Below are 13,288 nucleotides of genomic sequence, written 5' to 3' on the forward strand. Positions count from 1 at the left end.
GGGATCGCAATCCAGGGATTGTTGTTGACCATGGCTGGCTCCGGATGCGTCGATCGGGATTGCACTGCTAGATATTCCATTGGCTTTTCTTATTAGTCGCTAAACGGGCACTGTCAAAGCAAACTGGCTGCTCCGAACAGCCACCGCCGTCAGGATTTGCCCCGGCCGATCACAAGCAAGCAGGGCGAAGAAACATGCAATCGATCACCTGGCCGTAATAAATAACCTTCTTTTCGTAATAAATTATGATAGGTTGAGTCAACATAGCGCGCGGATCGATAATATCCTGTTTTACGGCCATATTTGAAGAGGTTTGAAATGTTCCTGGAAGAGATTGGAATCAATCCCTGGCAGGAGAAAAATCCGATGGGGGCCGAACAGTCCCCTGCCATTGTCAATCTTACGCGCCGCGGATTCGTTGCTGGAGCCGGCCTGTTGGTTGTCGCTGTGACGTTGGCGGGATGTTCCGGCAGCACGGAACCCGTCATCGATGCGAATGCTATGGATATTCCCGAAGCAGGTCCCAGCCCGCTTACCGATGTGGAAGGGGGCGATGCGACGCCCGCATTATGGATTGCGATTGAAAAAGATGGCACGGTCAGGATTACCTGCCATCGCTCGGAAATGGGGCAGCAAATCTGGACCGCCATGGCGCAGATAATTGCCGATGAACTGGAGGCGGACTGGGAAAATGTCACAATCGTTCAGGCCGAAGGTCATGAACGCTATGGCGACCAGAATACGGACGGATCGCGTTCGGTTCGCTATAATTTTCACCGGCTGCGGCTGGCTGGCGCGGCGATGAGACAAATGCTGGTCGCTGCTGCGGCCCTATATTGGAAACTGGACCCTGCTCGGTGTAGCGCCGCTGCAGGCAAAGTCTCGAACAGCGAAAATGGCGATATCCTGTCCTACGGCAATCTGGCCGGGCTTGCCGCCAAGCTGCAGGTTCCGGCAGAATCCGATATTGTCATGAAGGAGCCGAAGGACTGGCGCTTCATAAACCAGGACATATCTTCGCTGACTGTCCCGAAGATCACCAGAGGGGAAGGGACATTTGGCATTGATGTCAATGTGCCGGACATGGTCCACGCCGTCATAGCCAGGCCACCCCAGGTCTTTGGCCGAACCGGCACGGTCGAAGACGTCAGGGCGCTGGCCATTCCCGGTGTTCTGAAAATAGTGAAGCTGCCGGATGCGAAGCCGCCCGCAATGTTTCAGCCGCTCGGCGGTGTAGCGGTAATCGGGGTCGATACATGGGCGGCGATCCAGGGACGAAATGCGCTGGAGGTCGAATGGCTTGACGGACCCAATGCCGATTATGACTCAGCCAAATTTCGCCGGGCAATGGAAACAAAGGCGAGGCAGCCCGGCACCATTCGCCGCAGCCGGGGCAATGTCGGGACAGCGCTGGCTGCTGCCGACAAAATCATCGCCGCCGAATATTATACCCCCCATCTCTCGCAATCGCCGATGGAACCTCCTGCAGCTACCGCGCGCTGGACCGGTGAGAAGCTCGAATGCTGGGCCTGTGTGCAGGATCCGCAGGCGACCCGGCAGACATTGGCCGATTTGCTGGACATCGATAAGGAAAATATAACCGTCAACGCCACCTGGCTGGGTGGCGCGTTCGGGCGCAAATCCAAACCGGATTTTGTAGTCGAGGCGGCTCTGTTGGCGCGGCAAGTGGGCAAGCCGGTCAAGGTGACATGGACCAGGGAGGATGAGATCCGCCATGGCTTCTATCATACCGCGAGCGCGCAAAGGCTTGAAGCCGGGCTGGATGGTGAAGGCAAATGTATCACCTATCGTCATCGCTCTGTATTCCCGCCCATTGGTTCGACATTCAACGCCGGCATGGACGCGCCATCCGATGGTGAAATGGGCATGGGCGCGACCGATGTTCCGTTCGCGATCCCGAATTTGCAAGTCGAATCCGGCACTGCCAAGGGCCATTTGCGTATCGGCTGGTTGCGGTCTGTTGCCAATATCTACCACGCCTTCGCGGTCCAGAGCTTTGCCGCGGAAATCGCGCATGCCGCGGGGCGCGACCAGAAGGACTATCTGCTCGAACTGATCGGCGAACCCAGGCTGGTCGATCCCAATGCAGAGCAGGCAAGCTTCAAGAATTATGGTGGGGCGAGTGCAGACTATCCCATCGACACCGGCCGTCTGGCCAAGGTCGCCAGGCAAGCCGCCAAAATGGCCAAATGGGGACGGCAACTTCCCGATGGGCACGGTCTGGGCATCGCGGTCCACCGGTCATTTCTCACCTATGTCGCGACCGTGATCGAGGTGAAGGTGACAGCGGACGGAACGCTGACCATTCCCGGCATATGGCTGGCGGTTGATGCCGGAACAGTCATCAATCCCCGTCACACAAGAGCGCAAATGGAAGGCGGAACAATCTTTGGCCTGTCGAACGCTCTGTACGGGGAGATCACCGCCAAAAATGGTGCTGTGGTGCAGGATAATTTCCCGACTTGGCGAGTCATGCGGATGAGCGAGGCGCCGAGAATTTTCGAAGTCGAAATCATCGCATCCAGCAGCCCGCCTGCGGGCGTAGGCGAGCCGCCGACGCCGCCTGCGGCACCGGCGCTGGCCAATGCGATTTTCAATGCAACCGGACAGCGTTTCAGGACCCTGCCGCTGATCGGGCCAAATCGCGACAAACTGGACCTTTCGGCAATCACCAAAAGCTGATTGAGGAGCATATCATGGCGACCATATTGAACATAAACGGCAAGAAGGAGACGGTTGATGCGGCCGCAGGCACACCCTTGCTCTGGGTATTGCGCGATCATCTCGAAATGACCGGCACCAAATTCGGCTGCGGCATAGCGCAATGTGGCGCTTGCACGGTTCATGTCGACGGTGCGCCCACCCGGGCCTGCATCACGCCGCATGACAGTCTCGACAATGCCAAGATCACAACGATCGAGGGCTTGGCAGGAGCCGCTGCGGACGTGATCCGCGAGACATGGGTCGAGAATGATGTACCCCAATGCGGCTATTGCCAATCCGGTCAGATATTGGCGGCAACCGCTTTGCTTGCCGAAAACCCCAGTCCGACGGATGCCGATATTGACGCCGCAATGAGTGGCAATCTCTGTCGATGCGCGACCTATATGAGCATCAGGCGTGCGATCAAACAGGCGGCAGGGAAACTCTAGCCCTTTGAAGAGAGTGAACAGAGCGCGGCAAATGGCCCCTGTCAGGAACGAGGCAAGATCTTTGGAAAGACCACTTCGGATCGTAAAGCGGCTCGCTTAGGCAAATCGACCAAAAGTCGAACATGAGGGGATGATCAATCTTCGACTCGTCCCGCCAGCGCTTCCGACCTAATATTCCTGTTGCGGCCATTGGCTGACCGGAGTCTCGCAACAAGATGCGGCCCTTCACTCTCGCGATACGGATAGCAGCAACAGCTATAGCCATATCATGGTTCAAACAGTGTCCTTATTGCTGTTTTTATAATCCAATCAAAGCCTTGCCGCAAAAGAACTGGTAAAATTCTATAGTAAAATGCCGATATTCGATGTGAATATTTGTCTTAAACGGCCAACTAACCTGATCACACTTGAATTTGTTAACCACCCTGGTGCGATATGAGCCCAAATTCTGGCTCCAGCAGGAAAACAGATAGTGAAAACAATATTGGTGATCGGCGCTCGTGGCATTCCGGATGTCGAGGGCGGCGTGGAAAAAAATGCGGAACGGCTCTTTCCGCTCCTTGCCAGCCGCGGCTGGAAAGTGTGCATCGCTGGCGTGAAACCCTATATCGAGACCGGCCAGTATCGCGGCGTTTCCCTCTGGCGCGCTCCGTCTTTGGGTTTCCTGAAAATCGACCGACTGCTTTATATTTTGGCAACGTTGGTCAAGGCACTCCGGATGCGACCGGACATCGTCCATTTTACCTGCCTGGAAGCTGCAGTGCTGCTTTGGGCTTACAAGCTGATCGGTTGCAAAATCGTGGTGCGCTACGGGGCTGACTGCCATGCCCATCCGTGGAGCGGGCCGAGAAAATGGACCATGCGATGCGCTCAATATCAATTGCGCTGGGCCGACAAGATTATCGCCGTCACGCCCGCACTAGCCAAAAAATTGGCCGCATCCGGCAAGATCCAGAATATCCATGTCATTGGCAACGCGCTGGACCGGGCCGAGAATTTCCCGGACGACTCGCGCGCGCCCATCGAAGGCGATTATATGCTTTTTGTCGGCCAGATATCGCAAAAGAAGAATATCCACCGCCTGATTTCTGCCTTTCGCGTCTTTGCCAAAAGCCATCCGCAGATGCAGCTGGTGATCGTCGGCGAATGGGACAAAAACGCGGATCGCAAGAAAATCGTGGCACTGGGTGATCCAAGGATAGTGATGCTCGGCAGTCTGCCGCGATCAGGACTGGCTCCGCTCTATCGCGGTGCGCGAATCTTCGTGAACCCGTCGATCCGAGAAGGCCATTCCAATACTTTGCTCGAAGCAATTAGTTTTGGCTGTCCGCTATTGTTGAGCGATCTGCCGGAAAACCGGGACCTCCGTCTCAATGCCAAACATTATTTCAGTCCGGGCAATATCCGGAGCATGGTGAGCGCGCTCAACCGCGCCCACGCCAATCCCGATGCATTCCGGGTCGCCAAAGATCGCTTTCCGCAGTGGGAGGAAATTGCGGAACAGACGATTCATGTCTACGAGAAACTGTTCGCCGATGACGCCGCCCATCAGGCTGCGCAAGGCGAACCATCACGAATCTAGTTTAGTCGACCGACTGCCGTCATCCCGACCCCGGGACCAGAGCTGATCCGGCACGCCGACAGTTCGGACAACCGCTTGTTCCTAGCAAAAATCGACTCAGAAGGGAGGCGCCGTCCGGTCTCCGGTTCACCGAAATCATGGCATTTGCGCCATTGACGTTCATCGAACGCCGCTCCGATTTGGTCGAAAGGCGCTCATCAGGTTACTTTTGTTACCTTAGGCCTTCTCCCTGAAAGCGATTTTACCGCTATTGGGACGGGAGAGGCTTGGATGAGGGATAGCCAAGAGCGACATATTGCCGGCATTTTTGCCGGGGCGGCCAGATCATGACGCTGACCAATCTCGCGCTGCGCTATCCCGCAGCCATTGCCGCCGGATTGGCCCTGATCGCGCTGATCGGAATCGTCTCCGCCTTCACCACACCGATCCAACTCTTCCCGAATATCGAGCGGCCGCAAATTTCCATGCAGGCCAACTGGCGCGCCGCCAGCCCCAAGGAAATGGAATCGGAAATCACGATCCCTATCGAAGAACAGCTACGCGGCATACCGGGGCTGGAAACGATCAACAGCTGGTCCAACAATGGCAATGTCTGGTTCAATCTGGAATTTGCGCTCGGCACCAATATGGACAAGGCCTTTGCCGAAGTGTCGAGCCGGGCGCAGCAGGTGCGCAACTGGCCACTGGATGCCGATCGGCCGATCGTCGGCGGCGGTGGCGGTCAGCAGGGGGAATCCCTGATCTATCTGTTTCTGCAGGCGCTGCCGGACAGCAATATGGACAGCGAGGCGCTCGCCAGATTAGCCCGCGACACGATCATTCCCAAGCTGGAAACCATAGAGGGCGTGCAAGGCGTCGATTTGGAGGCACCGACCGGTGAACGGATATTGCGCATCCGCTTCGATCCCTGGCGGCTCGCCCAGCTCAATCTCACGATCGAGGAACTATCCCGCGCGGTGGGTCGCTTTCAGGATGTCGGCGGCGGCACGGTGGATGTCGGTCGCCGCGGCTATGCCTTGCGTTTCCAGGGCAATTTCACCGCCGAACAGATCGGCGACCTGACCGTTGCCCAGCGCGGAACGACGGTCATCCGGATGCGCGATGTCGCCGATATCAATGTCGGACCGGACAAGGCCTTTGGAGCGACCTATCAGAACGGCAATCCGGCAATCGGCATGCGGGTCCTGCGCGAGCCGGGCAGCAATACGCTGGACGCGATCGACGCGGTGCTCGGCGAAGTCGAGACTTTCAACCAGAACGAGCTGCGGACAATCGGGGCAAGGATCGAAAAAAGCTTCGACCCGTCGGTGTTCATCAAGCGGGCCCTGTCCTTTCTCGGTGGCAATCTGCTCCTCGGAACCTTGCTCGCGGTCGGCTTGCTCTGGCTATTCGTCCGGCGCGCCAGAGCAACGGTGATCATTGCCGCCACCGTACCGATCTGCCTGCTTACCACGCTTGCCGTATTGGGCATGGCGGGGCGGTCAATCAACGTCATTTCGCTTGCCGGTCTCGCCTTTGCAACCGGCATGGTGCTCGATGCCGCGATCGTGGTGATGGAAAATTTCGTGCGGATCAGAAAGCAGGGAACGGCGCCGGGCCCGGCAGCACTGGAAGCCGTGTCGCAGGTCTGGCCAGCGCTATTCGCCTCCACGGCCACGACAGTGGCAATCTTCATCCCGATCATGTTCATCCAGGATGTCGAGGGACAGCTGTTCGCTGATCTGGCATTGACCATCGCCATATCGGTGATCGCCAGTCTGATTGTTGCGGTGACCGTATTGCCAGCCGCCGCGCGCCATTTCGGGGGCGATCTCGACATGGATGACAATGAACGCCGCTGGGACGGCTATGCTGACAGGCTGTTCAGCCTGATCGACACGGACCGGAAACGCAGAATCTGGATTCCCGGCCTCATTCTCGCTCCCTTGCTGATCTCCTATTTTCTCTGGCCGCAGACCGACTATCTGCCGGACGTCAAACGCGATGCGGTGGATGCCTGGGTCGGCCTGCCTTCGGGGCAGACGCTGGAAGCGGCGCGCTCGGAAATCGCCGAAGAGGTCGTGCAGCGACTGGACCCCTATCTCACGGGTGAGAAGCAGCCCGAGCTGCTCAACTATTATCTGTTCGTCAATCCATGGGGTCTGAACACCGGCATCAGGATCAAGGACCAGTCCCGGATCGAAGAGATGACCGACATCGTCAACAACGAGATTCTAGCCGGTTTCCCCGACGTCCAGGCCTTTGCCCAGCAAGGCAGCCTGTTCGGCAATTTTGGCGGCAACGGCAGTATTGAACTCTATCTCCAGGCCGAAGACGACGAAGCACTGCGACAGGCCGCTCTGGTGGCCACGGACTCGATCAACGCCGCCATTCCCGGCGCGATGGTCCGGCCGAATCCCGATCCGAATGTCGTTGTGCCCGAATTGCGGCTGACGCCCAATGACCGGCGGATCGCCGAACTGGGCATGACCCGCGATCAGGTTGGCCGCGCGGTGCGGGCGATGGGAGACGGACTCTATCTCGGCGAATATGTATCGGATGGCGAGCGGATGCGCGTGATCATGCGGGGCCTGGAAGCCGCCGATCCGGAAGCAATCGAAAGCGCTCCGATCGTTACCCCCAATGGCGGGGCCGTGCCGCTGGGCGAGGTCGCCACCCTGTTGCGCGGTGTCGGACCGACCCAGATCGCCCATGTCGACGGCCGGAAAACCCTGACCATCAATGTCGCCCCGCCACCGGGAATGGCGCTGGGCGATGCGCTGGAAAAAATAGAAACTTCAGCCGAAGGACCTATCCGCAACGCGCTGACCGCCGGCGGTACCCTGCGCTATGGTGGCGATGCCGATGCCTTGCTGCAGGCCATATCCTCGCTGAGCAGCAATTTCATTCTGGCCGCAGCCCTGCTGTTTGTTATTATGGCATCGGTTTTCCGGTCTGCTTGGGATTCAGCTCTGGTGATCATTGCCCTGCCGCTGGCAACCGTTGGCGGCGTGATCGGAATCCAGATCCTGAATCTGTTCAAGCCGACACCGCTCGATCTGCTCGGCATGATCGGCTTTGTGATCCTGCTCGGGATCGTGGTCAATAATGCAATCCTGCTGATGGCCCAGGCCCGCGACTGCGAGGCCGACGGCATGACCCGCTCGGAAGCGGCCCGGACAGCGCTCAGGCTAAGGCTGCGCCCGATACTGATGACCACTGGCACCTCTGTCATTGGCATGTTGCCGCTGGCGCTGGTGCCCGGCCCGGGCAGCGCCATTTATCGCGGGCTGGCCGTCATCATCGTCGGTGGCGTCCTTGTTTCCACCATCTTCACTTTGGTCTTGCTGCCAGCGCTGATCCAGCTGGGCGGCGCCAGAAAATCCCGTCCTGACGAGCGCGAACCGCAGAAGAAAATGTCCGGCGGACCTGTTTTGGAGCCTGCAGAATGACCCTTGCCCTACCCGATCTTGTCAAAGAAAATGCTCGCTGGATTGCGGTCGGCGGAGCCGCTCTGCTCGCCGCATTGGCCTATTTTCTATTCTTTATATCCAGCCCGGCGGACGGCCAGCAGGACGGTCCGGGTCAGGGCGGGCCGCCGCCGGCGATTGTGACGCTGGCCAAGATCGAGCAGACTGCACTGACTCCCAATTTCACCGCACCCGGCGATATCGTCGCTGATCGCGATTCGATCGTGGCCTCGGAAGTTGCCGGTCGAATCCAGTCCACTCTCAACATCGGCGCTCGCGTCGGCAAGGGCACGGTCATCGCGGTGATCGACAGCCGCAGCGCCAGGCTCGCTCGCGATCAGGCAGCAGCGGAAGTCCGGCGATTGCAGACCGAACTGACCTATCAGAACCGGCTGGTGGGACGGCTGCAACAATTGCTCAAGGAAGAGGCCGAGTCCGAAGCATCACTGGATGAAGCCGCTTCCTCCCGCGACCAGACCCGGGCGCGATTGGCGGCTGCAAAAGTCGCGCTGGAGACAGCAAATTTTGATTTGTCCCGCACCCGTATCCGCAGCCCCTTTGCCGGACAGCTGGTTGAACGCAAGATCGAGGTCGGCGAATATGCAACGCCAGGCCGGGAAATTGCCCGTATCATCGGCCGGACCGGATCGGAAGCCCGCGTGCGCATACCGATAGCCAGTGCCGGGTCACTCGCTGCGGGTCAGGAGATCAATATTCTCGCCAATGGCGAATCACGGACCTCGCGCATCCGCTCGGTCATCGAAACCGGCGACGAGGTCAGCCGGACGCTGGAAGTGCGCGCGCCGATGGGCAGCCACAATCTGAAAATGGGCAGCGCGATCTCGATCACCGTGCCGACCGGGATTGAACGCCAGGTGCTCACGGCACCGCGCGATGCGCTGGTGCTGCGCGACAGCGGCATATTTGTCTATGTCGTCAACCCCAAGGACAAGACTGCCAAGCGGATCGACGTGCAGGTCGGGGAGCCGGACGGTGACCGTGTCGCCATCTCCGGAAAAATTGCCGCCGGTAATCTGATCGTGGTGCGCGGAGGCGAACGGCTGCGCGACGGCCAGCCGGTGACATGGGATGACAAAGACAAAGAAAATGCTGCAGCCATCGCCAAAAAGTCGGCGGGATAGGATCGCATGAACCGAAATCTTGTTTCCATTAGCCTGCTGTTGCTGCTGTCGGCCTGCGCCATTCGCGGAGGCCCGGACCTCGACCGGACCGTTGTTCCCGATGCGCCGGACAATTGGTCATCGCGTCCCGAATTGGCGACGATCAGTGACAATGATGGCGACATCGCACCGCTTTACCCGGACGGCTGGATCCGCTCCTTCTCTGATGAGACACTGGAACAGGCGGTGCGAGAGTCCTTTGCCCATAACCGCAATCTGCAGTCGGTACTGGCGCAATTGCGGGCAGCGCGGGCGGCGATGCGGGTGTCGCGCGCCGGTCTGTTTCCGCAAGTCGATCTGTCAGGCTCGGTGACCGATGCCGAGAATGCCGCAACCGTCTATGACGGGTCTCTGGCAGCGAGCTGGGAAATTGACATCTGGGGCCGCAATCTGGCGCTGGCCGGGGCGGGCAATGCCGATGCGCGCGCCGCCGCCGCAGATTTTGCCGCGGCCAGACAGGCGCTCGCCGCTGGTGTCGCCCGTGCCTGGTATGATCGCAGCGCCGCGGCACTCACCTATGATCTCGGCATTCGCGATCTGGAACGACGCAAGGATACGCTGCGCATCACCAATGCACGGTTCCGCGCCGGGCTCGCCTCCCGCCTCGACGTCCGGCTGGCGCAAGTCGCCGTGTCGAACAGCGAAGACCGGCTGGAAGCGGCGGTGCGCGCTTCGGCCAATAGCGCGCGAGCACTGGAGGTGCTGACCGGCCGCTACCCGGCGGGTGAAGCGAGGGGCGCATCTGCCCTGATCACCCCGGCCTCGTTTCCCGCCGTGACCGCGCCCGTATCGGTGCTAGCAAATCGTCCCGATCTGATTGCAGCCGAAGCGCGGGTGGCTGCTGCGGGCCTCCGGGCAAGGGAGGCCCGCCACGCCATGTTTCCGCAATTGAACCTGCGCTTCGACGCCAATAGCTCTGCCGGTAATTTCGGCGACCTTTTCGATCCGGGCACCTATATCAATGCAATCACCGGCGGGCTGCTGCAGCCGCTGTTCCGGGGCGGCGCGCTGCTCGCCGAAGCGGACCGGCAAGGAGAGCAAGCGCGCTCGGCATTGTTCGATTATGCCCAGGCGACGCTCACCGCATATCAGGAAGTCGAAAACCGGCTCGATGCCGAAGCCACGCTTGCCCGGCAAGTCGATGCCACGGCGACCGCCGCCGAAGAGGCAGGCGCAGCGGTGGTCCTGACCCGCAGCCGCTATATCAACGGGCGTTCAACGATATTCGACCTGATCAATTCGCAGACCACGGCGATCGCCGCCGAGACCCGTGCAATCGAGGCCCGGCGCGCGCGCATCGAAAACCGTATCAACCTGCATCTGGCGCTGGGCAACGAACCGCTCAGCGCCTAGGCGTCGCCGTCAGAATTTATATCCGACTTCGACACCGAAGCGGCGCAAACCACCGGGTGAAATGAACGAACCGCCAAATTCAACCGCGGTGATCACCTCGTTGAGATAGCGCTTGTCGAGCAGATTGTCGGCAAAGGCGGTTACATTCCAATTGTCCCCTTCCAGTCCGAAACGCAGATCCAGCACGCCAAAGGCATCACGCTGGGTAACAGACGTGTCGTTATCCCCGACAAAGGCTGGTAGAGCCAGAGCGGAGCCGGGCAACAGACCACTGAACAGGGTCGGACCGGTATCTTCCTGCACCGTATGGAACCAGGTCGGACCGGTAATCCGATAGTCGGCGCGCATCACCAGGTCAAAACTGGTCGCGATCGGGGCGACGATCTGTGTGCCCAGATTGATCGTATAATCTGCGGTATGGGGTGACTTGTTGCCGACCGTATAGGGACGGGAGGCATTGGCCTTGATCTCGCTTTCGGTGACATTGACCGAGCCAAAAATATCCCAGCCCTCGACAATTTCTGCATTGGCGTTGAATTCGATGCCATAAATATCGACCTTGTCGATATTCGAGACCACCCGCAGCAGACCAAAGGCACCAACGAAAAATTCGAAGAACTGCATGTCGTCGACTTTGGTATAATAGCCGGCCAGATCGAAGGTGATCGCGTCATTGGCCGCAGATCCCTTGAAACCGGCCTCGAAAGCGCTCGATGTTTCCTTGCGGTAAATATCGTTGATCAGCACATTGGTACCAAGGAACTGGTTGAAATTCTGGTCGACGATCGCGGCCGATCCCTGATTGTTGAACCCGCCCGATTTGAAACCGATACCCCAGTTGGCGTAAAAGTTCAGATTGTCGGTCAGACCATAGCGCAGCGAGAGTTTTGGCTGCAGCTCCTTGAACGTCTGCTTCTGATCGGGGATGGCGCCGAAAGCCTGGCCCGGGTTGATCGGGCCGCCGGTGATCGGATCGGTGACCAGTGGCACCCGGCTGGAAACTTCCCGCTGCTCGATATCATAGCGCAGCGCCAGGCTGACATCGAAATTGTCGGCAACTTCATAATCAATCGAACCAAAGGCGGCATAGACATTGGTGTTGAAATTGTCGGCAAACAGCTGCGAAGTCGGGTTGCTGCTGTTCGCGTCATTATATAATTGTCTGGTGACTCCCTGCCCGAGATCTGCACCGAGGCTGACTCCGACATCGCGGTCGATGTTCAGATAATAGGCACCAATCTGCCAGGCCAGCGGCCCGTCGCCATTGGAGGCGAGCCGGATTTCGGCGCTGATATCGGTCTGTTCGCGAATTTGATATTGGGTACCGTCACAAGTCGTTGGGCTGTAAGCGCCGAGAGTTGAACCATTGACCGGATCAAAAATGAACGGAATCGGGTTGTTGCCGACAAAGGTCGGTGCATTGAGCGGAAAGCCGGTCAATTGCGCCGTGGTCGCGAAACAGCTGTTCGACGCCGCTACCGACGCCGGCGTTGCCCCGGGGAAGGTATAGCGCGCGAAATCCGCCGATGTGCCGTCTGCGGTCAACGCCTGGTCGACATCGCTGTAAAGCGCCCAGGCGGTAAGCGTCATCGCCTCAAATTCATGCGTCAGCTTGACCGATGTTTCGAAGGTGGTCTGGTCATTGGTCGGACGGATGTTCGAATAATAGCCGAATTCGTGCGTGTTCACGTCTTCAAAAAAGGCCGGATCGACACCGGCGAAATTTGGCAGATGGAAAGCGGTGTTGAAATTGATGGAGGCGCCGGAAAGATCGGCATAGCGCGCTTTCACGTCGATTTCGGTCGCATCGCCCAGTTCGGCGACAAAACGCCCGTCGACCGACCAGGTTTCCTGATCATCGACCACTTTTCTGTTGTTCAGAAAGCTGTTGCGATAAAAACCGTCGCTGGTGTTATAGGATGCCGACAGCACCAGACCGGCGCTGTCGCCAATCGGTGTGGAAATATAACCGGACGCCTTATATGTATTGTCCTCCGCCGCGCTGAGCTTGACGCCGCCTTCCAATATGTCCCCGGGCTTGAGCGTCTGGATGACAATCGCCCCCGCCGCAGCATTGCGGCCATAGAGAGCGCCCTGCGGGCCTTTCAGGATTTCGATCTGGCGCAATGTACCCTGATCCTGGTTGAGCTGGGCGGTATTGGTCTTGAGAATGCCGTCAACCACCAGCGCAACCGAGCTTTCGGCATCACGCGCGCCGTTGATGCCGCGAATGTTGATCTGGGTGTCGCCCGCTTCTGCGGTGCCGCTGACAATCGTCACGCCGGCAGTCAACTGGACAAATTCATCCGCCTGCTGGACGCCGGTACGGTCGAGCATTTCTTCGGTAAACACCGTGACCGATGCCGGCACTTCGGCGAGCAATTCATCCTGACGGCGCGCAGTGACGATGATGACATTGCTGTCCTGGCCTTCGCTGGCATCCTGTTCGCCGCCGGTTTGGGCGAGAGCCGGATTGAAACTTACCAGCGCGGCTAAGCCGGCTGAAAGTGAAAGAGCTGTTTTGATGCGACGCATTTTTCTTCCTTCCCT

At 58.8% G+C, this 13,288-nt stretch carries 7 protein-coding genes; 6 read left to right on the forward strand and 1 reads right to left on the reverse strand.

Annotated elements, in window-relative coordinates; genetic code table 11:
- Window positions 1–318 precede the first annotated feature (318 nt).
- The 6 genes from AZE99_RS15610 (at window position 319) to AZE99_RS15635 (ending at window position 10,738) form a co-directional block, all read left to right on the forward strand.
- The gene (locus tag AZE99_RS15610; RefSeq protein WP_231862643.1) at window positions 319–2,703 is read left to right on the forward strand and encodes a xanthine dehydrogenase family protein molybdopterin-binding subunit; all 2,385 of its coding nucleotides are present in this window, start codon (window positions 319–321) and stop codon (window positions 2,701–2,703) included.
- Between the two features lie 14 nt (window positions 2,704–2,717).
- Window positions 2,718–3,173, forward strand: a complete 456-nt coding sequence (locus AZE99_RS15615; RefSeq protein WP_067203039.1) for a (2Fe-2S)-binding protein — start codon at window positions 2,718–2,720, stop codon at window positions 3,171–3,173.
- A gap of 472 nt (window positions 3,174–3,645) precedes the next feature.
- Window positions 3,646–4,755 (forward strand): glycosyltransferase family 4 protein, encoded by a 1,110-nt coding sequence (locus AZE99_RS15620; protein WP_067203040.1) that lies wholly within the window; start codon window positions 3,646–3,648, stop codon window positions 4,753–4,755.
- Window positions 4,756–5,081: 326 nt separating this feature from the next.
- On the forward strand, window positions 5,082–8,186 hold the full coding sequence (locus AZE99_RS15625) for an efflux RND transporter permease subunit (protein ID WP_067203042.1): 3,105 nt from the start codon (window positions 5,082–5,084) through the stop codon (window positions 8,184–8,186).
- Complete coding sequence (locus AZE99_RS15630; RefSeq protein WP_067203043.1) at window positions 8,183–9,346, forward strand: efflux RND transporter periplasmic adaptor subunit; 1,164 nt, start codon at window positions 8,183–8,185, stop codon at window positions 9,344–9,346. The genes AZE99_RS15625 and AZE99_RS15630 overlap by 4 nt, the downstream gene beginning before the upstream one ends.
- Window positions 9,347–9,352: 6 nt before the next feature.
- Window positions 9,353–10,738: an efflux transporter outer membrane subunit gene (locus tag AZE99_RS15635; RefSeq protein ID WP_067203045.1), complete on the forward strand. Its 1,386-nt coding sequence runs from the start codon at window positions 9,353–9,355 to the stop codon at window positions 10,736–10,738.
- A gap of 9 nt (window positions 10,739–10,747) precedes the next feature.
- Here the strand turns inward: AZE99_RS15635 and AZE99_RS15640 are convergent, their stop codons facing one another.
- On the reverse strand, window positions 10,748–13,273 hold the full coding sequence (locus AZE99_RS15640) for a TonB-dependent receptor (RefSeq protein ID WP_067203047.1): 2,526 nt from the start codon (window positions 13,271–13,273) through the stop codon (window positions 10,748–10,750).
- Between the last annotated feature and the right edge of the window lie 15 nt (window positions 13,274–13,288).

Source organism: Sphingorhabdus sp. M41, from assembly GCF_001586275.1.
Taxonomy (GTDB): domain Bacteria; phylum Pseudomonadota; class Alphaproteobacteria; order Sphingomonadales; family Sphingomonadaceae; genus Parasphingorhabdus.